This is a genomic window from Microbacterium sp. CIAB417, from assembly GCF_022788845.1.
Map to the genome: position 1 here is coordinate 933,244 of NZ_JAHZUT010000002.1, position 21,625 is coordinate 954,868.

19 protein-coding genes are annotated in these 21,625 nt (G+C 70.7%); 10 read left to right on the forward strand and 9 right to left on the reverse strand.

The features are described from left to right. The gene (locus KYX17_RS11000) at positions 1–438 is read right to left on the reverse strand and encodes a metallopeptidase family protein (protein ID WP_243227019.1); all 438 of its coding nucleotides are present in this window, start codon (positions 436–438) and stop codon (positions 1–3) included. A 58-nt stretch (positions 439–496) separates the two neighbouring features. On the opposite strand from KYX17_RS11000, the gene KYX17_RS11005 reads away from it, so the two are divergent. Then, on the forward strand, positions 497–706 hold the full coding sequence (locus KYX17_RS11005; RefSeq protein ID WP_137416377.1) for a DUF3499 family protein: 210 nt from the start codon (positions 497–499) through the stop codon (positions 704–706). Here the strand turns inward: KYX17_RS11005 and KYX17_RS11010 are convergent. Continuing rightward, on the reverse strand, positions 703–1,527 hold the full coding sequence (locus KYX17_RS11010; protein WP_243227020.1) for an RDD family protein: 825 nt from the start codon (positions 1,525–1,527) through the stop codon (positions 703–705). The two genes, KYX17_RS11005 and KYX17_RS11010, sit on opposite strands and share 4 nt — an antisense overlap. Positions 1,528–1,543: 16 nt before the next feature. Between KYX17_RS11010 and KYX17_RS11015 the strand changes: the two genes are divergently transcribed. From KYX17_RS11015 to katG, 3 genes are all read left to right on the forward strand, one after another. Continuing rightward, positions 1,544–2,539: a stage II sporulation protein M gene (locus KYX17_RS11015; protein WP_243227021.1), complete on the forward strand. Its 996-nt coding sequence runs from the start codon at positions 1,544–1,546 to the stop codon at positions 2,537–2,539. Between the two features lie 83 nt (positions 2,540–2,622). Continuing rightward, entirely contained in the window at positions 2,623–3,054 is a 432-nt protein-coding gene (locus KYX17_RS11020; protein ID WP_243227022.1) for a Fur family transcriptional regulator, read from the forward strand. Between the two features lie 20 nt (positions 3,055–3,074). Then, entirely contained in the window at positions 3,075–5,318 is a 2,244-nt protein-coding gene (katG, locus tag KYX17_RS11025; protein WP_243227023.1) for a catalase/peroxidase HPI, read from the forward strand. A gap of 332 nt (positions 5,319–5,650) precedes the next feature. Here katG and KYX17_RS11030 read toward each other — a convergent pair whose 3' ends face one another. From KYX17_RS11030 to KYX17_RS11050, 5 genes are read right to left on the reverse strand one after another with little or no spacing between them, the layout of a single operon-like run. Continuing rightward, the gene (locus KYX17_RS11030; protein WP_243227024.1) at positions 5,651–6,958 is read right to left on the reverse strand and encodes a DUF58 domain-containing protein; all 1,308 of its coding nucleotides are present in this window, start codon (positions 6,956–6,958) and stop codon (positions 5,651–5,653) included. Position 6,959: 1 nt separating this feature from the next. Beyond that, positions 6,960–7,919: a MoxR family ATPase gene (locus KYX17_RS11035; RefSeq protein WP_243227025.1), complete on the reverse strand. Its 960-nt coding sequence runs from the start codon at positions 7,917–7,919 to the stop codon at positions 6,960–6,962. Further along, positions 7,916–9,058: a DUF4350 domain-containing protein gene (locus tag KYX17_RS11040; protein WP_243227026.1), complete on the reverse strand. Its 1,143-nt coding sequence runs from the start codon at positions 9,056–9,058 to the stop codon at positions 7,916–7,918. Before KYX17_RS11040 ends, KYX17_RS11035 begins: the two co-directional genes overlap by 4 nt. Then, positions 9,055–9,690 carry a DUF4129 domain-containing protein gene (locus KYX17_RS11045; protein WP_243227027.1) on the reverse strand — a complete coding sequence of 212 codons (636 nt, stop codon included), beginning with the start codon at positions 9,688–9,690 and terminating at the stop codon, positions 9,055–9,057. Before KYX17_RS11045 ends, KYX17_RS11040 begins: the two co-directional genes overlap by 4 nt. Continuing rightward, positions 9,687–10,964, reverse strand: a complete 1,278-nt coding sequence (locus KYX17_RS11050) for a glycerophosphoryl diester phosphodiesterase membrane domain-containing protein (RefSeq protein ID WP_243227028.1) — start codon at positions 10,962–10,964, stop codon at positions 9,687–9,689. Before KYX17_RS11050 ends, KYX17_RS11045 begins: the two co-directional genes overlap by 4 nt. Before the next feature lie 149 nt (positions 10,965–11,113). Here KYX17_RS11050 and mtrA point away from each other — a divergent pair, with 149 nt between their 5' ends. The 5 genes from mtrA (at position 11,114) to hpf (ending at position 16,618) form a co-directional block, all read left to right on the forward strand. Beyond that, the gene (mtrA, locus tag KYX17_RS11055) at positions 11,114–11,794 is read left to right on the forward strand and encodes an MtrAB system response regulator MtrA (RefSeq protein WP_137416386.1); all 681 of its coding nucleotides are present in this window, start codon (positions 11,114–11,116) and stop codon (positions 11,792–11,794) included. Between the two features lie 2 nt (positions 11,795–11,796). Then, positions 11,797–13,479: an MtrAB system histidine kinase MtrB gene (gene mtrB / locus KYX17_RS11060; protein ID WP_243227029.1), complete on the forward strand. Its 1,683-nt coding sequence runs from the start codon at positions 11,797–11,799 to the stop codon at positions 13,477–13,479. Continuing rightward, the gene (locus KYX17_RS11065) at positions 13,476–15,140 is read left to right on the forward strand and encodes an LpqB family beta-propeller domain-containing protein (RefSeq protein ID WP_243227030.1); all 1,665 of its coding nucleotides are present in this window, start codon (positions 13,476–13,478) and stop codon (positions 15,138–15,140) included. Before mtrB ends, KYX17_RS11065 begins: the two co-directional genes overlap by 4 nt. A gap of 93 nt (positions 15,141–15,233) precedes the next feature. Then, positions 15,234–15,893: a ComF family protein gene (locus KYX17_RS11070; RefSeq protein ID WP_243227031.1), complete on the forward strand. Its 660-nt coding sequence runs from the start codon at positions 15,234–15,236 to the stop codon at positions 15,891–15,893. Positions 15,894–15,958: 65 nt separating this feature from the next. Then, entirely contained in the window at positions 15,959–16,618 is a 660-nt protein-coding gene (gene hpf / locus KYX17_RS11075) for a ribosome hibernation-promoting factor, HPF/YfiA family (protein ID WP_243227032.1), read from the forward strand. A gap of 63 nt (positions 16,619–16,681) precedes the next feature. Here hpf and KYX17_RS11080 read toward each other — a convergent pair whose 3' ends face one another. Together KYX17_RS11080 and KYX17_RS11085 are read right to left on the reverse strand one after the other, a co-directional pair. Continuing rightward, a complete protein-coding gene (locus KYX17_RS11080; protein ID WP_243227033.1) occupies positions 16,682–17,998 on the reverse strand; it encodes a hypothetical protein in 1,317 nt (438 codons plus the stop codon). Positions 17,999–18,054: 56 nt separating this feature from the next. After that, the gene (locus tag KYX17_RS11085) at positions 18,055–18,627 is read right to left on the reverse strand and encodes a PadR family transcriptional regulator (protein WP_243227034.1); all 573 of its coding nucleotides are present in this window, start codon (positions 18,625–18,627) and stop codon (positions 18,055–18,057) included. A gap of 220 nt (positions 18,628–18,847) precedes the next feature. Here KYX17_RS11085 and secA point away from each other — a divergent pair, with 220 nt between their 5' ends. Next, positions 18,848–21,622 (forward strand): preprotein translocase subunit SecA, encoded by a 2,775-nt coding sequence (gene secA / locus KYX17_RS11090; RefSeq protein ID WP_243227035.1) that lies wholly within the window; start codon positions 18,848–18,850, stop codon positions 21,620–21,622. Positions 21,623–21,625: the final 3 nt, after the last annotated feature.

Below are 21,625 nucleotides of genomic sequence, written 5' to 3' on the forward strand. Positions count from 1 at the left end.
TCAGAGAAAGCGGAAGCGATCGGGGCCCAGGTCCCACGGGTCGCGCCCCAGGAACTCGGCAGCCGCGCGGAAGACGCAGCTCTCGATCATCATGCGCCGATGGGCGTCGTCGTTGCGGTGCAGGTGCGCGAGACGTTCGATGGGCAGCCGGTAGAGCACGATGCGCTTCTCGTCGGGGAGCACGCTCCAGCGCGGGATGCCATCGGCATCCGCGGCCGGAGGCATGTCGGCCATCTCGAAGCGCACCTCGCGCAGCTCCGGCCACGCTCCACGGAGGAACTCCGCGACCGAACCGACGGCGAGGTCGAACCGGTCGACGCGCGTCTCCAGGGGCGGCAGCGGTGGGCGCACCACCGCGCTCCGGCCCTGCCGGCCGTGGCGTCCGTGACGTTCGGGACGGGGGGCTGCGGGTGCGGGGCGCGACCGGCGGCGGATCATCTGACCATCCTAGGCGCGGCGCACCAGCGGCGTCCCCGGGGCGCGTTAGGGTCGCACCGTGCAGGAACGTCAGTGCTCCAAGGTCGCGTGCGCGCGTGAAGCGGTGGCGACGCTCACCTACGACTATGCCGACCAGATGGCAGCGGTGGGTCCGCTCGGACGTGCCGGAGATCCGCACGCGCACGATCTGTGCCAGGTGCACACCGAGCGACTGTCGGTGCCCAAGGGATGGCTGGTCGTGCGTCACGAGACGCTCCGCGCCTCTTAGTCGCGGGCTTCCCTGGGCGCAGGCAGGAGCGCTGCGGCACGCGCATCGCGCGAGCGGATGGCCGACAGTTCGCGCTGGAAGCGCAGCGCCGCGACAGCCCGCACGAACAGCTCCGGATCCGCGGCCGGAACCGGGGAGACGGATGCTGCCGCTTCCGTCGCCAGTTGCGCGGCCAGCATCCGGCGCGCCCCCGGCTGCAGCTGTTCCGCCTGCCGGACGAACCGGGCGAGGCGCCGCGCGACCGGCGCCGGCAGCGGTGCCACGTCGGCGATGCGGGCCCAATCGGTGAGGGGAGCCGGCACCTGCGGCTCGAAGGCCGGGAGGCGTCCGGTGCGCGTGCGCTGACTGAAGGTGCCCGCCATGAGGTCGCCCAGACGCTGTGCGCGCGGCGTGAACATCCCGGTCAGCGCCGCCACGGCGCCGAGGGTGAACCAGATCTCCAGAACTCCGACGAGAGAGCGGATCAGAGCCTGCCGGAATCCCGCCGCCCCGCCGTCGGCGCGGACGATGCGCGCGCCGACGATGAGCTTGCCGAGACTGCGTCCGCGCGTGGCGGTCTCGATCGTCGTGGGCGCGATGACCAGCAGCAGGACCGCCAGCAGGATCGAGAGGATCGTACCGAATCCCGAAGCTGCGGAGAGGACCCCGGTCAGCCCGAGCGCCAGCATCACGATGAGGGCGGCGGCCACGGTCACGACCATGTCGATGGCGGCCCCCGCCAGGCGCAGGAAGAACCCCGCCGGTTGGACGTCGAGCGCGACGGCTTCGCCGGTGAGGATCTCGTCCTGACCGATCTCGACCATCGTCACGGCGGAGGGCATGGCTACAGTGAAACACATGGACCTCGACGCGCTCACGGCCGCCCACAGGTCCGAGTGGGAGCGTCTCGACGAGCTGGCCGGCCGTCGGCGTCTGAGCGGGGCCGAGGCCGACGAGCTCGTGATGCGCTACCGCGCGGCCTCCGCGGATCTGGCCGAGTTGAAGACGGCTGCCGGGCGCAGTCCGCAGGCCGATCACCTGTCGCTCGTGCTCGCCCGTGCCCGCCTGCGGCTCACCGCGGGCGACGGGAATCTGCTCCGTCGCATCCCGCAGTTCTTCCTCGACCAACTGCCCGCGGCGCTGTACCGCGTGCGCTGGACGACACTCGCCGTCGCGGGCGCCTTCGTCCTGGTCGCGGCGCTCGTGGCGTTGTGGATCTCGTCGGATCCCGCTCTCGTGGCGACCCTCGGCTCCGACGCGCAACTCTCGTCGTATGCGAACGATGAGTTCGTCGCCTATTACTCCGACAACCCGGCGGCCGTGTTCGCCGGCACGGTGTGGACGAACAACGCCTGGATCGCGGCGCAGTGCGTCCTGTTCGGGATCACCGGTATCTGGCCGGTCTCCGTCGTCATCCAGAATGCGGTCGGTCTCGGCGCCGCGGCAGCGGTGATGGGATCCTTCGACCGGCTCGACGTGTTCTTCGCGTACATCCTTCCCCACGGCCTGCTCGAGCTGACCAGCGTGTTCGTCGCTGCGGCGGCGGGGCTCCACGTCTTCTGGGCATGGGTGGCGCCCGGCCCGCGGTCGCGACGGGAGTCGCTGGCCGCAGCGGGTCGCTCGCTCGCCACCGTCGCGATCGGCCTGGTTTTCGCCCTCGCGCTGTCGGGGGTCGTCGAGGCCTACGTCACCCCCCAGCCGTGGCCGTGGCCCGTGAAGCTCGTGCTCGGAGCCCTGGCGCTCGGTGTCTTCCTGTTCTACATGCTCGTGGCCGGGCGCCGGGCCGCGCGGCGTGGCCAGACGGGCGATCTGGACGAGGACGACATCGGCCAGGCCGAGCTCGTCGCGGGCTGAGCCGGAACGGCTTCAGCGATCGTTCACCCGCTCGTGGGCGTGTCGTATTTTTGAATAGATCAAAACAATGTCAGGATACGGGGGTGGCCCCCGCATCCGTCGAGACAGAGATCGCCCTGCGTCACGCGGGCCTTCGTGTCACCGAGACGCGGCGTGGGGTCTACGACGCGCTGAACGCGCTGCCGCACGCCCGGGCCGACGAGGTGTTCGCTCGCGTGCGCGAGCGTCTGCCCGCAACGAGCATGCAGTCGGTCTACAACGCGCTCGGCGACTTCGTCGACGCGGGGCTGGCCCGGCGCATCGAACCCGCGGGTCATCCCGGGCTGTTCGAGCTGCGCGTCGCCGACAACCACCACCACCTCGTCTGCCGCGGCTGCGGCCGCGTCGAGGATGTGGATTGCGTCGCGGGAGCGGCGCCGTGCATGCATCCCCAGCAGACGCATGGCTTCTCGGTCGAGGCTGCCGAGGTGACCTTCTGGGGCATGTGTCCGGCATGTGCCGCCCAGAGCGAATGATCCCCCACGAAAGGAAACAGATGTCCGACATCACGACGGGTTGCCCTGTACCCCACGACGGTGCCGACGAGACGCGGTTGCCCGTCGGGCCCTCGCCGATCGACGCCGAGCCCGACGGTGCGCTGCCGCATCCCACCGCCGGCTCCGCGAACCGCGTGTGGTGGCCGAAGAAGCTGAACCTGCGTCTGCTGGCGAAGAACCCGGTCGTGGGCAATCCTCTCGGTGAGGACTTCGACTACAAGGCCGCTTTCGAAGCGCTGGATCTCGCCGCGGTCAAGCAGGATCTGCTGGAGGTCATGACGACGTCGCAGGACTGGTGGCCGGCCGACTTCGGTCACTACGGCCCGCTGATGATCCGCATGGCCTGGCACAGTGCCGGCACCTATCGCGTGACGGACGGACGCGGCGGCGGCGGGCAGGGTCAGCAGCGGTTCGCACCGCTGAACAGCTGGCCGGACAACGTGAACCTCGACAAGGCGCGCCGCCTGCTGTGGCCGGTCAAGAAGAAGTACGGCCAGTCGATCTCGTGGGCGGATCTCATGATCCTCGCCGGCAATGTGGCGCTGGAGTCGATGGGCTTCAAGACCTTCGGATTCGCCGGGGGACGTGCCGACGTCTGGGAGGCCGACGACGACGTCTACTGGGGCCCCGAGACCACCTGGCTCGGCGACGAGCGCTACTCGGGCGACCGCGAGCTGGAGAAGCCGCTCGCGGCCGTCCAGATGGGACTCATCTACGTCAACCCGGAGGGCCCGAACGGCGAGCCCGACCCCCTGCGCTCGGCGCGCGACATCCGTGAGACGTTCGCCCGCATGGCGATGAACGACGAGGAGACGGTCGCGCTCATCGCCGGCGGCCACACCTTCGGAAAGACGCACGGCGCGGCATCCGACGAGAACGTGGCGGAGGATCCCGAGGCCGCGGGCATCGAGGAGCAGGGGCTCGGCTGGAAGAACGCGCACGGCACCGGCAAGGGTGACGACACGATCACGAGCGGGCTGGAGGTCACCTGGACCTATCACCCGACGCGCTGGGACAACGAGTTCCTGCACATCCTGTACGCCTACGAGTGGGAGCTGTTCAAGAGCCCTGCGGGCGCCTGGCAGTGGCGTCCCGCCAACGGCGCGGGCAGCGACATGGTGCCGCTGGCGCACTCGGACGGCCGCCGTGAGCCGCGCATGCTCACGAGCGACATCGCTCTGCGCGTGGACCCGGAGTACGGAAAGATCACCAAGCGCTTCCTCGAGAACCCCGATGAGTTCCAGGACGCCTTCGCCCGCGCATGGTTCAAACTGACCCACCGCGACATGGGGCCGAAGGTCCGCTACCTCGGTTCCGAGGTGCCGGAGGAGGATCTGATCTGGCAGGACCCGGTGCCTCCCGTCGATCACGACCTGATCGATGCAGCGGATGCGGTCGCGCTGAAGTCCCGCATCCTCGAGTCCGGGCTGAGCGTGTCCGAGCTGGTGTCGACGACGTGGGCGGCGGCATCCACCTTCCGTGGCAGCGACAAGCGCGGTGGCGTCAACGGCGCCCGCATCCGCCTGGCGCCGCAGAAGGACTGGGAGGTGAACAACCCCGCTCAGCTGCAGAAGGTGCTCGCGGTCCTCGAAGAGGTCAAGGCAGAGTTCGAGGCGGCGGGTCGCCGGGTCTCGCTCGCGGATCTGATCGTGCTCGCCGGCAACGCGGGGGTCGAGCGCGCCGCGGCCGACGCGGGCGTGATCGTGGAGGTGCCGTTCCGTCCGGGACGCACCGACGCGACGGCGGAGCAGACCGAGGAGCACTCCTTCGCGTTCCTCGAGCCGGCCGCCGACGGCTTCCGCAACTACCTCAAGGGGCGCCCGTCGCTTCCCGCCGAGTACCTGCTCGTCGACAAGGCCAACCTGCTCACCCTGAGCGCGCCGGAGATGACGGTGCTCGTGGGCGGCCTGCGTGTGCTCGGTGCGAACTGGGACGGATCGCGCTACGGCGTGCTGACCGACCGCGTGGGTGTGCTCACGAACGACTTCTTCGTGAACCTGCTCGAGCTCGGCAACACGTGGAAGCCCCTCGACCCCGGATCCCACGCGTTCCAGGGCACGAAAGACGCCACCGGCGAGCTGGTCGGCATCGGCACGCGGGCCGACCTCGTGTTCGCCTCGAACTCCGAACTGCGCGCGCTCGCCGAGGTGTACGCCTCGGACGACGCGACCGAGAAGTTCGTGACGGACTTCGTCGCGGCGTGGACGAAGGTCACCGAGCTCGACCGCTTCGACCTCGTCTGATCCCCAACCCGGAACGCCCCTCCGCCCGGCGCGGAGGGGCGTTCCGCGTTCTCCGCGCGGCGCGGCCGTCCGCCTGTCCGCGGGGGTCACATCCGCGTGCCCGAGTTGCGTCGCATATGCGCAGATGCGCCAGGTTTCCGCATCCGCCATAGTCAATCGCTGTCGCGGATGCGGAAAAGTGTGGCGCGTTCGCGTGACCGAGAGCTTCGGCGGAACGGAGACAGAGACTCTTCCCCTGTCAGAGATCGAGCCGCGCGCGTCGATCTGTGACAGGGGAAGCGAGGGGGCGGAGCGCTCCGCGCGCGATCGGCGGCCCTCGACGGCGCCTGAGCTCAGAGCAGGCCGCGCAGCTTGAGCGCGAGGTAGTGGTCGGCGACGCGGGGCGGGAGGGATGCCGCATCCGCCGTCACGGCGACAGCACCCGTGCGTCCGATCGCCGCCGCGACGCGCTCGCCGTCCTGACGGACGTGCTCCGTCGCGGCCCAGGCGTAGGCCGCATCCGCATCCGTCGTCGCGGTGTCGTCGTCGGCGTCCTCGACGGTGGATGCGGATGCCACGAGAACTCGTGAGCGGGCGGTCAGCGTGGGAAGGGCCGCGAGGAAGCCGCGCGCCGCGGCGGGGTCGTCCTGCGCCGTGAGCAGCACCACCAGGGCGGGGCGCACCGTCAACCTGCGCACCAGGGACGCGACCTCGCTCCAGTCCGTGTCGATCAGCTGGGCCTCGACGGGTGCCATGGCATCAACGAGCGCAGGCACGAGCGCAGCGCCGTCGACGCCGCTCACGCGCGCCCGCACGACGCGATCCATCATCACCAGGTGCACGTGATCCCCGGCGCGCGCGGCGAGCGCGCCGAGCAGCAGGGTTGCCTCCATCGCGGCATCGAGTCTCACACCGTCGTCGACGCGGGTCGCGGCGGTGCGACCGGTGTCGATCACCACGACGATGTGCCGGTCGCGCTCCGGACGCCACGTGCGCAGCATCGTCGTGCCGGAGCGCGCCGTGGCGCGCCAGTCGATCGAGCGGACATCGTCGCCACGGACGTACTCGCGCAGGCTGTCGAACTCCGTGCCGCGCCCGCGCACCTGGACGCTCGTCTCGCCGTCGAGCTCGCGCAGGCGCGCCAAACGGGACGGCAGATGGCGGCGCGACGAGAACGGAGGCAGAACACGCAGCGTTCCGCGCGCATCGATGCGCTGCTGCCGGCCGGCGAGGCCGAGAGGGCCGAGTGAGCGCACGACGACGAAGTCGCTCGTGAGCTCACCGCGCCGACGCGGAACGAGCGACGCGCGGAGCGTGACGGCGCCCCCGGCGGGGACGTCGATGCGCGCGCGAGTCGTAGGAGCCCCGGCGGTCGGTTGCCAGGCGTCTCTCACCCACCCCCTCACCGCGCGGCTGCCGGGGTTCGTCAGGCGCAGCTCGCTCAGCGCGACCTCGCCGCGCCGGGCGCGCGCGGGGAGGGACCGCGCCACGCTCAGGTCGGCGGGGCTGGGCGCGAGCGCGGTGTCGACCGCGACCGCCGCGACGACGAGGGCGAGCCATACGCCGAACACCGCCCAAGCCGGCACTGCCACGGCCGACAGCAGCACCAAGGGGATGAGACCGCCGGCGACGACGATCGGAAGACGGCCGGTGACGAACACGTCAGATCGGAACCCTCGTCTGGGCGAGGATCGAGGTGAGCACGCCGTCCACGGTGACGCCCTCGAACTCCGCCTCGGGGTTCAGGCGCAGCCGGTGGCGCCAGGTCGGGGTGAGCATCGTCTGCACGTGATCCGGCGTGATGGCCGGGTAACCGCCCAGCCAGGCCCACGCCTTCGCGGTGGCCAGCAGAGCGGTCGCGGCGCGGGGGCTCGCGCCCAGCTGCACCGACGGAGCGTCGCGGGTCGCCCGCGCCAGATCGACGATGTATCCGAGCACGTCGTCGGAGGCCTCGACGGATGCGGCCGCGCGCTGGGCGGCGGCGATGCCCGCACCATCCGTGGCCGGCACCACCGCGTCGAGCGCGCGCGGGTCGAACCCGTCCGCGTGACGGCGCAGCACCTGCACCTCCGCGTCCCGCTCGGGCACATCGACGCGGAGCTTCAGCAGGAACCGGTCGAGCTGCGCCTCGGGCAGATCGTAGGTGCCCTCGTGCTCCACGGGGTTCTGGGTCGCCGCCACGAGGAACGGTGTCGGAAGTGGACGGGTCACGCCGTCGGCGGAGACCTGGCGCTCCTCCATGGCCTCCAGCAGTGCCGACTGGGTCTTGGGGGGTGTGCGGTTGATCTCGTCCGCGAGCAGCACCTGAGTGAACACCGGACCCTCACGGAACTCGAACTCGCCGGAGCGGGCGTCGTAGATGAGCGATCCGGTGACGTCTCCCGGCATCAGGTCGGGGGTGAACTGCACCCGGTGCGTGTCGAGCCCGAGCGCGCGGCTGAACGCGCGTACGAGCAGCGTCTTCGCGACGCCGGGCACACCCTCCAGCAGCACGTGGCCGCGAGCCAGGAGCGCGACCAGAAGACCTGTCACGGCGCCGTCCTGTCCCACCACGGCCTTGCCGATCTCGGTGCGCACGCCGTGCATCGCCATCCGCAGAGCGTCGTCGGAGTTCTCGGTCATTGCGGTTCCTTTCGCGGGCCGGACGGGGTCAGTCGCGCCTCGAGGGCGCGGAGGTCTGCGGCGAGGCGGGCGAGTGACCTGTCGTCGGGGACAGGCTCGTCGCCGAGCAGGGCACGGCTGCGCGCGGGTGGGATGCCGGTGGCGGCAGCGACGGCATCGGCGATCGCCGTGGCGTCGGCGCCATGCGGCACGGACAGTGCGACGGCCGCGCGCTCGCGGGCGCGCTCTCGCAAGAGCGCCGCAGCATGATCGCGCGCGCCGGCGCGGGCATAGAGCCGGCCGAGACCGCGCGTGGTCTCGTCGGCGCGCACCGTCACCGGGAGCCGCTCGTGCACGAGCGGACCGAATCTGCGGCCGCGCCAGATCGCGGCGGCCAGAGCCGTCGCGCCCAGCAGCACCATCGCGGGCGTCACCCACGGCGGGGTCAGCTCTCCCAGCGTCGCGCCCGACGTACCGGAACCGGCCGAGAGAGCCGGTACGAGCCACACCAGGCGATCGTGCGCGCCCAGCAGACCGAGCGCCAGAGCCGCATTGCCGTCGGAGGCGAGGTGCTCGTTGGTGAAGAGAACCGACCCGTCCACGGCGGCGAGCGTCGCGTTCCCTCGTTGCTGCCAGAGTAGGCCGAACGCGTCATCGACCGGGTAGCAGCCGACAGCATCCGGTGCGGCAAACGTCGCCCCGACGCTGACCGCTCCCGCGCGCCGTGCCACGGGCAGATCGCATTCGGGTTCCACGGCAGCGGCGGTGCCGTATCCCTGGACCCTGCCGTCGAAGAGAAGCCGGATCGAACGGGCGCGCGGATCCGACACGACCACCGAGTCCGCGGCCGTCGCCAAGGAGGTCAGCTGCGTGTCCGACAGCAGCGGCGAGTCGGGCAGCACGAGGGTGCTCCCGCCGTCCCGGAGAGCGGCTTCCGCTGCGGCGACGTCGCGCGTCACCACGACGTCGATGCCCTGATCGGACAGGATGCGGGCGAGTGCGCGCACCCCGTCGGGGCCGGGATCCTCCGGGTCGTATCTGTCGTATGCACTGAAGCGCATGTTGGCGGAGACGACCGCGCCGATGATGCCGACGACCACGATGACGGCGCCGATCACGGCCCAGGTGCGGGCGCGGGCGAGGCGGGGTCGAACGCTCATCGGTGCGCCGCCGAGGCGCGGGAGAGCCGATCGTCGAGAGCGCGAACCCGCTCGTAGGCGTCGCGGCTGCCCGGCCGACGCAGATAGCGGACGTCATCGAAGTCGTGTGCGACCTCGATGAGCGAGGCAGCCTCCTCCGGGAACACGGCGCCGGCGGATCGGGCGAAGGACGTCACCGTCGCCCCGGGCGCCACAGTGACGCGCTGCTGCTCCTCGAGCCCGCGAGCGAGTGCTCGCACGGCGGCCACGGTCGCAGCCTGCCAGTCGCCGCGCTCGGCGAGGGAGGTCGCCGTGCGCCGCAGCTCGCCTGACCCGGCGGTCACGGGATCGCCGAAAAGCTCCCCGCGGGCGGCGCGGACGAGACCTCGGGAGCGCGGTCGTCCCCAGATGACGATGGCGAGCACGACGAGGAGTACGACCAGCAGCAGCGCGCCGATCGCCACCAGCGGCGCCCAGGCCGCATCCACGTCGCCGGTGAACAGCTTGGCGATGCCGTCGCCGATGGCGCGGGCGATGCGGTCGAACGGGGTCGGCTCGGCCGCGCGATAGCTCGGGTCTGCGAGCTCTCGTTCGGCGAGACGTCTGGCCTCGTCGCCGTCGGGGATCAACGGCGCGGCCGCGGCGAGGATCACCGCTGTTCCGGGCCCGCCTGCGGCGGAGCCCAGTCGGTCGCGGCGGGCGGCCCTGCCGGCGGATGCTCGTTCGCGGGCCGAGCGGCGGCAGGCGGCACATCGGCGGCGGTCGGTGCGGGTGTATCGACCCCGGGCGGCGTGTACGCGGGAGGCGGGCCGTAGCCGTACGCCTGCGGGGCCGGGGAGGGACCAGGCCATGGAGCGGGTTGCGGCGGCCAGGCGACGGGCGGCGCCACCGTCCGGCCGACGTGCCACCGATAGGGATCGGCGACGCCCGCGCCCATCTGACGCTGATCGACGTACGACTGCAGGTCCAGATCGAGGCCCTCGGTGCGCATGCGCGCGTCCACGTAGACGAGGCACGCCGCCGTGGCGTTCACGACGAGCGCGATCGACTGCACCAGCAGCGACACCATCTGCACCACAAGGCTGACACCGACGGTGCCAACGACCGCGGTGACGTTCGGGTCGCCCGTAGGGGAGAGCACGCCGACGAACATGCCGCTGAAGAAGTTCAGCGGCACCACGACGATCTGGGTGATGATTCCGAAGCCGGTCTGGATGACGAACCATGTCGCGAGGGTGCGCCAGAACCTGCCGCGGGTGAGGCGCCAGGAACGGGCGATCGCCGCGAAGACGCCCGTATCCTCGAGCACCAGGATCGGCGTGACGAGGAACAGTCGCGTCGTCAGCCAGAAGGCGAGGGGGATCGCGGCCAGGAAGAACAGGATGGCGACGATGATCCCCGCGGCCAGGGCGAGCAGGCCGAGCGCGAAGGCGGCGGCGGCCAGGACCGCCACGGCGACGAGCACGGCGCCCGAAGACAGCAGGGTGTAGCCGAACAAGCGCCAGAACGCGGGCCGGATCCGCCGCCACAGGGCGCCGACCGTCAGCTTCTCCGCGACGACGCCGTGTGCCACGTCCGCCACGACGACGCCCTGGACGATGACCGTCAGCGCGGAGCTCGCGATGCCGAGCACCACGCTGGAGATCACGGTGATGGCCGTCGCGCCCGCGAACAGGTCGGGGTAGTCGGGACTCGACACCGGCACGGTGGCGAGCCGCGAGAAGCTGGCGAAGGCGATGCCGCCGACCGCGACCAGCAGCACCAGATACGTCGCCATCTGCATGCCCAGAGCGAACCCCAGCAGCACACGGGGGTTCTGCCGCAGGGCGACGAAGGAGCGCCCCAGCACGGTTCCGAACGTCAGCGGATGCAGCGGGACGATTCCGGCACGCGGAGCGGGCATCCATCCGGGTTGCGCGGTCGTCATGATCTCCTCGCGGTCGTCATCGCCTTCATCGTGACACACCTGGGTGAGCGCTCGTGAGCGCCGGGTCCGGTGTGGACTACTCTGAAGGGGCGCACGGGGGCATCGGTGGAACCCGGCCGCCGAGCGGACGCAAAGGAAGAACGCGTTTCATGACATCACGCATTCTCGTGGTCGACGACGACACGGCGCTGGCCGAGATGATCGGGATCGTGCTGGACACCGAGGGCTTCGAGACGGTCTTCTGCGCCGACGGCGCCCAGGCGGTCGACGCCTTCCGCGCCGAGCGCCCGGATCTCGTGCTGCTCGATCTGATGCTGCCCGGTATGGACGGCATCGAGATCTGCACCCGCCTGCGCGCGGAGTCCGGCGTTCCGATCATCATGCTGACCGCGCGCACCGACACCGCCGACGTCGTCGCCGGCCTCGAGTCGGGCGCCGACGACTACATCGTCAAGCCGTTCAACCCGAAAGAGCTGGTCGCCCGCATCCGCACCCGACTTCGTCCGGCTGCGACGGATGCGGGGGAGAGCCTGCGCATCGGCGACCTGACCGTCGATGTGGCCGCCCACGAGGTGCGCCGGGGATCGACTCCCATCCCGCTCACGCCGCTGGAGTTCGAACTGCTCGTCGCACTCGCGTCCAAGCCGCAGCAGGTCTTCTCCCGCGAGATGCTCCTGGAGCAGGTCTGGGGCTATCACTACAAGGCGGACACGCGACTCGTGAACGTGCACGTCCAGCGGCTGCGCGCGAAGGTCGAGCTCGACCCCGACAACCCGAAGATCGTCACGACGGTGCGCGGCGTCGGATACCGCGCCGGCGCCGCGAGCTGAGGATGCCCGCCGCGACCGCCCCCCGGCCGTCCGTGCGGCTGCGGCGCGAACTGCGCGCCTGGCGCACGTGGCCGTCGCGGGTGCTGGGCTCGTGGCAGCGATCGCTGCGCTTCCGCACCCTCGTGCTCACGATCGCCCTGTCGACTCTGGCCATCCTCGTCGCGTGCGTCTGGATGGCGCTGGCGATTCAGAACGACCTCTTCCAGTCGCGTCGCGACCAGGTGCTGGGTGATGCCCGCCGCGCCACGACCGCCGCGCAGGCGACGCTCGACTCCGCCCTGCAGGGCGACAGCGCCCAGGTGCGCAACGTCGTCGACAGCGTCATGGCGAGCCTCGGGCGCCAGTCCGACTCGGACCTGGTCGCGATGTTCCGCGTCGACCAGACCCCCTCGGCGACCGCGCCGCAGGACTTCGTCCTCGGCGGCGGCAACTGGGACGGCCAGATCACGGACGCGCTGCGCGACAAGGTGCGCTCGGACGCCGACGTGCAGTGGTGGCAGTCGATCGCGCTCACCGATGCCTCGGGGCGCGTGGTGCCCGGGATCGCCGTCGGGCAGCAGCTGAACGTCGCGGGCGTCGGCGCATATGAGCTCTACATCGCCTACGATCTCGCCGCAGCCGATCAGACCCTCGGCTTCGTGCAGGGCACCCTCTGGGTCGTGGGTCTCGCCCTCATCGCGATCATCGCCGGGATCTCGTGGTTCGTCCTGCGCTCGGTCACCGTGCCGATCGGCGAGGCGGCGCACACGTCGGCGGAGCTCGCGGCGGGTCGGCTCGACGTGAGGCTGGACGTGCACGGGGAGGACGAGATCGCCACGCTCGGCCGTTCGTTCAATGCGATGGCCGACAGCATCCAGGCGCAGATCAAGGAGTTGGCGGAGCTCTCGCTCGTGCAGCAGCGCTTCGTCTCGGACGTCTCGCATGAGCTGCGCACACCGTTGACCACCATCCGTCTCGCCGCCGACGTGCTCAACGACCATCGGGAGGCCTTCGACCCGGTGAGCACCCGCGCCGCAGAGCTCCTGCACGCGCAGGTGCAGCGGTTCGAGACGCTGCTCACCGACCTGCTGGAGATCAGCCGCTATGACGCCGGATCCGTGCAGCTCGAACTCGAGCCCACGAGCCTCGCGCATCTCGCCGAGGACGTCGTCGCTCAGATGCACCAGCTCGCCGAACAGCACGGCAGCGATGTACGTCTCGTGGCGCCGGGCGGCTACTCGCCCGTAGAGATGGACCCGCGCCGGGTGCGCAGGATCGTGCGAAACCTCCTGGGCAACGCGATCGAGCACGGCGAGGGCCGGCCCATCGTCGTCACCGTGGATTCGGATCAGGACGCGGTCGCCGTGGGTGTGCGCGACTACGGGATGGGCATGCGGCCCGAAGACCAGGAGCGTGTCTTCGACCGCTTCTGGCGCGCTGACCCGTCGCGCAAGCGGACGATCGGCGGCACCGGACTGGGCCTGGCCATCGCCCTGGGAGACACCCGCCTGCACGGCGGAACGCTGGGCGTCTGGTCGTCGCCGGGGGTCGGCACCAACTTCGTGCTGACGCTGCCGCGCCGCGCCGGCGCGGAGCCGGCCTCTTCGCCGCTGTCGCTGGCTCCGGAGGGCGACGGCCTCGACGACCTCGGGCTCACACAGCCGATCGACGTCGACAGCGCGCTGCGAGGCAAGGAGTCCACATGAGACGGATCCTCATTGCTGGGCTGGGAGCCCTCGCGCTCGTGCTGACCGCGTGCGCCGGTCTGCCGACGACGGGAACGGTGCAGCCGGGCCCGCAGCTGGGCTCCGACTCCACGGCGCCCGACGTGATCTACCGTCCGGACGGCCCGCAGCCCGGCGCGACGGCCCGGCAGATCGTCGACGGCTTCGTGCGCGCCGCATCCGGGCCGCAGGACAACTGGCAGGTGGCGCGCCAGTTCCTCTCGGAGGACTACCGCGATCAGTGGAAGCCGGAGGCGGGGGTCATCGTCGACGTGCTCGCCGACCGCAGCTACACCGAGGTCGACGACGAGATCGTGCTCGATGTCACCCCGCAGGCGACGATCGACGAGGCCGGCACCTACACGCTGTCGGACGAGGGCGCCAGCGTCCCGCTGCCGTTCTCGCTTGCGCAGCAGGCGGACGGCGAGTGGCGCATCACGCACGCGCCGGACGGGATCGTGCTCGACGAGGATCTGTTCCGCAACGTGTTCCGCTCCTACGACGTCATGTACTTCGACCCGACCTGGCGGTACCTGGTTCCCGACGTGCGCTGGTTTCCCACCACGAACGCGCTGACACGGATCGCGGCGGCCGTCGTGAACGGCGAGCCCTCGCCCTGGCTGGCCGCATCCGTCGTCTCCGCCTTCCCCGACAACGTCACGCTCGTCCCCTCCGTGCCGTTGACCAACGGCGTCGCGCAGGCACAGCTCAGCGAGCAGGCGCTTGGGCTGGATCAGGTCACGTTGGACCGGATGCAGACCCAGCTCTCCGCGAGCCTGGTCACCGCCCAGGTCACCGCTGTCGAGATGCAGGTCGACGGCGCGCGGGTGAACGCGTCGCGGATCCCGACGCGCTCCACGCTCGTCGACTCGCGGGCGCTGGTGCGCGATGCGGACGGGTTCGGATACCTCCTGTCCGGGGAGCTCACGCCGCTGCCCGGACTGTCCTCCGCGCTCATCGAGGCCGAGCCGACGGCCGTGCAGCTCGGGGTCGGCCGCAGCGCCGCCGCCGTCCTGCTCCCGGACGGATCGGCGGCGGAGATCACCGACGCCGGCGTGAGCCGCGTGGTCGACGAGCGCGCAGGTGTTCTCGCGCCCACGATCGATCCCTTCGGCATCATCTGGACGGTCCCCGCCGCCGATCCGACCCGCGTCCGGGCGACGGCGACCGACGGCACCGTGATCGAGGTGCCGTCGGCCTGGGGGGCGAGTCTCATCGACGCGATGCAGATCTCCCGCGACGGCAGTCGGATGGCGGCCGTGCTCACCGCCGGCGGCCGGTCGATGCTGGTCGTGGCCGGCGTCGAGCGGGACTCTGCCGGTGTCCCGAGCGCGCTGGGGCCGGCCGTGTCGCTGACGACGGTCGACGCACCCACGCACGGGCTGGCGTGGCTCGACACGACGACGATCGGTGTCGTGTCGGGCGAAGCGTCCGCACCCGTCTTCGTGCAGCAGGTCGTGGGGGGAGCCGCCACCGTCGTCGACGCGCCGGTGGATGCGGTCGCCATCTCCGGCGCGAACTCGCCGGCGGCCGTGCGGATCCTCGCGGCCGACGGCACCCTCTACGTGCGTCGCCAGTCGAACTGGGTGCAGACCGCCACCGGAGTCCAGGTGCTCGCCACGCAGCAGGGCGACGCCGACTGAGTCGTCCTCCCCACGAGGCCGTCAGCGGCGCGTCGCGCTCGTCGTAGACAGTGCCGTCGCCGCGCGATGGCCTTCGCGGAGCACGGTGGTGGGGTGATCGCCGCCCTCTCCGCCGCCCTCGCCCTCATCCTGCCCGTCGACTGCGCGGGCTGCGGCACCCCCGACAGCTCGCTGTGTGAGACGTGCGCCGAGCTGCTCGCCGCGCCGAGGCCGCACCGCCACGTGGTGGCGTCGGGCCTCGTCGTCCACGCGGCCTTCGACTTCGCCGACCGACCGGCCCGCGCACTGCGCGCCCTCAAGGAGGAGGGACGCACCGGGCTCGTGCGGCCGTTCTCCAGTGCGCTCGCCGCGGTCGCGGCCGGCGGGTTCCCGGATGCCGCGGAGGTGGTGTTCGTTCCGATCCCCACCTCCGCGCCGGCGTTCCGGCGGCGCGGACACCGGGTGGTGGAGGCGATCCTCGGTCGCAGCGGCCTGCCGGCGCTGGCGGTGCTCCGCCGCATCCGGAGCACACGCGATCAGCGCGAGCTCGGCCGCGCCGAGCGCGCGCAGAACGTCGCCGGAAGCCTGCGCGCGACCCGGCGGCTGGACGGCCGACGAGTCGTCATCGTCGATGACGTCGTGACGACGGGAGCGACCGTCGGCGAGGCCGCGCGGGCGCTCCGGGAGGCGGGGGCCGAGGTCATGGGAGTCGCCTGCGTCGCTCATACGCGCCGCACCGGATTCGTTCGTGACACGGACATGAACCCGGGCTAGCGTGGGGGTGACAAGGCGACGAAGGTCCGCCCTTGACCGGGTGGACCGGAACAAGGAGGTCAAGGATGGAAACCAACATCGTCGGCGTGGGCGTCGGCATCTCGGACCGTTTCCGCTCTGTCGTGGACGAGAAGTCCAGCCGCATAGAGAACATCGCGCCGCGGGCCGCCGGACTCGAGGTCAAGGTGACCCACCGGGCATACCGAAACGGTGCTCACGAGGACTCCACCGTCGAGTTGACCCTCACCGGCAAAGGACCGGTCATCCGCGCGGAGGCGGTCGACGGGGACAAGTTCACCGCCCTCGACCTCGCCGTCGACAAGCTGTGCGAGCAGGTGCGCCGGGCCAAGGACAAGCGCGTCGACGCCCGCAACCATCCGCGTGGTGCCCACTACGAGAAGGGCACGGGCGAGATCGCCGGAATCGATGTGCAGCCCGCATCCGTCGATGTGCTCAAGGCTGTCGCCACGGGCGAGGTGCCCGTGCTGACAGGGGCCGAGGACGAGCAGGACTACACGCCCGTCGTCATCCGCACCAAGCAGTTCGACGCCGAATGGATGAGCGTCGAGGACGCCGTCGACCGGATGGAGCTGGTCGGACACGACTTCTTCCTCTTCATCGACGCGCGCAGCGACCAGCCGAGCGTCGTGTACCGCCGCAAGGGATGGGATTACGGAGTCATCTCTCTCGACACCCTCGCGCAGCCCGCACGCGTCGCCTCCTGACGACAGAGCACGAAGGGGCCGCCTCTGGACAGGGGCGGCCCCTTCGCGGTGTCGGTGAGAGCGTCAGTCGAACATGTCGCCTAGGAGGCCGCCGATGACGAGGCCTCCCAGGATGCCGCCCATCGCGTCGCCCATGCCGCCGCCGCGACCGCCGCGACCGTAGCCGCCCCAATCGTCGTGGCGCGGGCGAGACGAGTCGATGTCGCGCTGGGCAAGCTGCAGTGCTTCGCTGGCGAGCTGTCCGCTGCGACGCGCGAGCTGCAGAGCGCTCTCGCGGGAGTCCTCTTCATCGGGGAGGGCGTCGATCTCGAGTCGCGTGCGCTCCGCCTCGGCCAGACGCGTGCGCGCGTCGGCGCCGATCCAGCCGCTGTGCCCGTTGATGAGGCTGCGGGCGACAGCGATCTGCCGCTCGGCGTCGTCGACGGCGTGGCGGACTTGCGCGGGGCTTGGGAGTGGGTGCTCGGCACGGCGGCGTGCCTTGGCGACCGCCTCGTCCAGCGCCGTGTTGGCGGCGCGCAGCTGCGAGAGCTGCGTGAAGGGGTCGGCGGGGCTGCCTGCCGGCGGGAGCGCGGCCAGCGCCCTCTCCAAATCGGTCATCGCCTGCTGGATCTCGGGATTGGTCGGCAGCGACCGGGCACGGATGATGTCGTCGCGCGAGTCCGCGATGACCTCCGCGAGGGTGGACTCGGCGCGCAGCGCCTCGATCTCGAAGTCCTCCACGCCGTCCAGGAGCGATTCGGCCCGCCGCACGGCCTCCGTCGCGGCTTCGAGGGCCATGTTGGCCTCCTCGGCGCGATTCGCCTCCCGACGCCGCACCGAGACCTCCGCGCTGTGGGCGGCGAAGGTCAGCACCTGCTCCGCTTCGGCGGGGGCATTCTCGATCTGGCTGAGAGCGGCGGGAGAGTATCGCTGCCGCAGACGTTCCACCACCTCGCGCGCGCCGGGCACGCGTTCCCGCAGCCTCTCGGCATCCGCCCGGACGCCGGCGAGCACCTGCGGCGCCTGTCGGATGCGGGCGACCGCGCCCGCCAGCGCGGAGGTGCGGTCGTCGAGCAGGTCCTCGGCCCACTCGCACAGCTGCACGATCCGCGCGTTGCGGGTACGCAGCTCCTGGGGGGTGTCGGGGATCTCGTCGTGGTTGAGCTGGTGCAGCTGGAAGGCCTCGCCGAGGTGGGTGCGCACCGCCTGCAACGCCTCGCGCAGCTCCTTCGTCGAGCGTTCGCCCAGCTCCGCCTCCGCGAAGGCGAGCTCTTCCGTCGTCGCGCGGATGCGCTCGTCCGCGGCGACGAGACTCTGCTGCGCGCGACGGGCGAGATCCGCGTCCTGCGCGTCGATCTCGGCCTGCTGCTCGCGCTTGCGCTTACCCCAGAAACCGGCCATGGCTCGATCCTAGGCGCGGTGGATGTGGCTGTTCTCAGCGTGAGCGGATCGAACGCTCACGCGATCCGCGCGGGGCGCCCCCGGCGCGGGCGCGACTGTGAGATCGGCTGCACGCGCGAGGCTTCGGGGATCGCCGCCAGCCGCTCGAGGACACGCTCCAACCACCGCAACTCTGCTTCCGCTCGAGCCACGCGCGCCTCGTGCGCGATCGAGCGCGCCAGGTCGTGCTCCTCGATCGCGGCCGCCCGTGCGCGGGCGAGCCGCTCGGCGGCCGCATCCCGCTCCGCGCGGGCCGCGGCGCCCGCATCCACGCCCGGCAGCGTCGCCGCGAGCGCGATCTTGGTCGCGATCTCGTCTCGCGCACCGCTCGCCGTCGGAAGCGCGCGCAGCAACCATGCCGAGGCGGACGCCATGCCCGCCTCGGTCGCGGCGTAGTAGACGTGGCCCTGTGGGTCGACGGCGCCCTTGACCACGAGGCCATCGCGCTCGAGCCGGTCGAGCGTGTTGTAGATCTGCCCGACGTTCACGGTCCAGTCCGACCCGCTGCGCCGCTCGAGTTCGGCGCGCAGCTGGTAGCCGTAGCACGCGCCCTGGGCGAGGATCGCGAGCAGTGACTGCCTGACCGACATGGGGCTCCTTCGGAGGTGCGGGGGACGCATATATGCATACTCGGAAACGTCCGGGGCGTCCTCACGGCGCGCCGCGCGGCGGCGACTGGGTGGGCAATGGCTTTGAACCCGTCGTTCGTCGTGCTCTCGGAGGTCACAGACGGATAACATGGGGGCGGTGTGCCCGGACTCCGGGCACGACTGGGCAGAAGCACGCCCACCCGACAGATGGAGATGCCACGTGGCCAACCCTCTCGAGAAACTCCTCCGCGCCGGCGAAGGCCGCGTCATCCGCCGCCTCCAGCAGGTCGTGAAAGCCGTCGGCGCACTCGAAGAGGAGTACACGCAGCTCACGGACGAGGAGCTCCGCGGCGAGACGGCGGAACTGCGCGCGCGCTATCAGGCGGGCGAGACGCTCGACGAACTCATGCCCGAAGCCTTCGCCGCGATCCGCGAGGCCGCCAAGCGCACGCTCGGCCAGCGGCCCTACGACGTCCAGATCATGGGTGGCGCGGCGCTGCATCTCGGCAACATCGCCGAGATGAAGACCGGTGAAGGAAAGACCCTCACGGCGACCTTCGCGGCCTACCTGAACGCCATCGCGGGCGAGGGCGTGCACGTCATCACCGTGAACGACTTCCTCGCCAGCTATCAGGCCGAGCTGATGGGTCGCGTGTATCGCGCGCTGGGGATGACCACCGGCACCATCGTGTCCGGCCAGACGCCCGAGGTCCGCCGCGAGCAGTACAACGCCGACATCACCTACGGCACGAACAACGAGTTCGGCTTCGACTACCTGCGCGACAACATGGCATGGCGCAAGGAAGACCTCGTGCAGCGCGGCCACTTCTTCGCCATCGTCGACGAGGTCGACTCGATCCTCATCGACGAGGCCCGCACGCCGCTCATCATCTCCGGGCCCTCCTCGGGTGAGGCGAACCGCTGGTTCGCGGAGTTCGCGAAGATCGCGCGCACGCTCGAGGCCGGCGTCGACTACGAGGTGGACGAGAAGAAGCGCACGATCGGTGTGCTGGAGCCCGGCATCGAGAAGGTCGAGGACTACCTCGGCATCGATAACCTGTACGAGTCGGCCAATACGCCCCTCATCTCGTTCCTGAACAACTCGATCAAGGCACTCGCGCTCTTCAAGCGCGACACCGACTACGTCGTCATGAACGACGAGGTCATGATCGTCGACGAGCACACCGGCCGAATCCTCGTCGGGCGCCGCTACAACGAAGGCATCCACCAGGCGATCGAGGCGAAGGAGGGCGTCCCGGTCAAGGCCGAGAACCAGACGCTCGCCACGGTGACGCTGCAGAACTACTTCCGCCTGTACGACAAGCTCTCCGGCATGACCGGTACCGCCGAGACCGAGGCGGCCGAGTTCATGTCGACCTACAAGCTCGGCGTGGTGCCCATCCCGACGAACAAGCCGATGATCCGCAAGGATCAGCCCGACCTCGTCTACAAGAACGAGCAGGCCAAATTCGCCCAGGTCGTCGAGGACATCGCTGCCCGTCACGAGAAGGGTCAGCCCGTGCTCGTGGGCACGGTGAGCGTCGAGAAGAGCGAATACCTCTCGCGTCTGCTCGCCAAGAAGGGCGTCAAGCACGAGGTCCTCAACGCCAAGAACCATGCCCGTGAGGCGGAGATCGTCGCCCGTGCCGGACGCCTGGGTGCCGTCACGGTCGCCACCAACATGGCCGGTCGAGGCACCGACGTCATGCTCGGCGGCAACGCGGAGTTCCTCGCGGTCCAGGAGATGAAGAGCAAGGGCCTGGACCCGGTCGAGACCCCCGAGGAGTACGAGGCCGCGTGGGACGAGGTCTACCAGCAGGTGCGTGACACGGTCGCGGCAGAGGCCACGAAGGTCGTCGAGGCCGGCGGTCTGTACGTGCTCGGTACCGAGCGCCACGAGTCGCGCCGCATCGACAACCAGCTTCGCGGTCGGTCCGGTCGCCAGGGCGACCCCGGCGAGAGCCGCTTCTACCTGTCGTTGACCGACGATCTGATGCGGCTGTTCCAGTCCGGCGCCGCCGAGGCGATCCTCGCGCGCACCAACTTCCCCGACGACGTCGCGATCGAGTCCGGGATGGTCTCGCGCGCGATCAAGAGCGCGCAGGCCCAGGTCGAGGCGCGCAACGCCGAGATGCGCAAGAACGTCCTGAAGTACGACGACGTGCTCAACCGTCAGCGTGAGGCGATCTACACGGACCGCCGCCAGATCCTGCACGGCGACGACATCCAGGAGCGCGTCACGAAGTTCATCGAGGACGCGATCGATGCGATCGTCGACGACCACACCGGCAGCGGGCACACCGAGAGCTGGGACTTCGACGCCCTGTGGACCGAGCTCAAGACGGTCTACCCCGTGGGCGTGACGATCGACGAGGTCGTCGCCGAGGCGGGCGAGAAGGGCCGCGTCACCCCCGCCGGTCTCAAGCGGGAGCTGCGCAGCGACGCGTCCATCGCGTACGCCGCCCGCGAGGAGCAGCTCGGCGAGCAGGCGATGCGCGAGCTCGAGCGCCGCGTGGTGCTGCAGGTGCTCGACCGCCGGTGGCGAGACCACCTGTACGAGATGGACTACCTGAAGGACGGCATCGGACTTCGCGCGATGGCTCAGCGCGATCCGCTGATCGAGTATCAGCGCGAGGGCTACGAGATGTTCCAGGCGATGATGGGTCAGATCAAGGAGGAGTCCGTCGGATTCCTCTTCAACCTCGAGGTCGAGGTGCGTCGCCCGGACGGTGAGCACACCGAGGTCGAGGCCAAGGGCTTGGTCGCCCCCTCGGTCGAAGGCCAGCGGCTCGAGTACAGCGCTCCCACCGAGGACGGCGACGTCGAGGTGCGCAACGACCGTGGCCAGGTGCAGAAGGCGGCCACGGGTCGCGCGCGTCAAGCCGCTGCGGCGCCGCCCGCCGCGGAAGCCCCGCGCGGCGCGTTCGGTCAGCGCACCGAGGCTTCTCAGCCCGAGGCCCAGAACCGGGCGCAGCGCAGAGCGAAGAAGAAGTGAGAG

Coding starts and splice junctions, on each gene's coding strand:
- KYX17_RS11085 (WP_243227034.1), bottom strand. CDS start 18,627: ATGTCGGTCAGGCAGTCACTGCTCGCGATCCTCGCCCAGGGCGCGTGC.
- KYX17_RS11015 (WP_243227021.1), top strand. CDS start 1,544: ATGGACCTCGACGCGCTCACGGCCGCCCACAGGTCCGAGTGGGAGCGT.
- KYX17_RS11065 (WP_243227030.1), top strand. CDS start 13,476: ATGAGACGGATCCTCATTGCTGGGCTGGGAGCCCTCGCGCTCGTGCTG.
- mtrA (WP_137416386.1), top strand. CDS start 11,114: ATGACATCACGCATTCTCGTGGTCGACGACGACACGGCGCTGGCCGAG.
- KYX17_RS11000 (WP_243227019.1), bottom strand. CDS start 438: ATGATCCGCCGCCGGTCGCGCCCCGCACCCGCAGCCCCCCGTCCCGAA.
- KYX17_RS11035 (WP_243227025.1), bottom strand. CDS start 7,919: ATGACCGAGAACTCCGACGACGCTCTGCGGATGGCGATGCACGGCGTG.
- KYX17_RS11010 (WP_243227020.1), bottom strand. CDS start 1,527: ATGCCCTCCGCCGTGACGATGGTCGAGATCGGTCAGGACGAGATCCTC.
- katG (WP_243227023.1), top strand. CDS start 3,075: ATGTCCGACATCACGACGGGTTGCCCTGTACCCCACGACGGTGCCGAC.
- KYX17_RS11040 (WP_243227026.1), bottom strand. CDS start 9,058: ATGAGCGTTCGACCCCGCCTCGCCCGCGCCCGCACCTGGGCCGTGATC.
- KYX17_RS11050 (WP_243227028.1), bottom strand. CDS start 10,964: ATGACGACCGCGCAACCCGGATGGATGCCCGCTCCGCGTGCCGGAATC.
- KYX17_RS11080 (WP_243227033.1), bottom strand. CDS start 17,998: ATGGCCGGTTTCTGGGGTAAGCGCAAGCGCGAGCAGCAGGCCGAGATC.
- hpf (WP_243227032.1), top strand. CDS start 15,959: ATGGAAACCAACATCGTCGGCGTGGGCGTCGGCATCTCGGACCGTTTC.
- mtrB (WP_243227029.1), top strand. CDS start 11,797: ATGCCCGCCGCGACCGCCCCCCGGCCGTCCGTGCGGCTGCGGCGCGAA.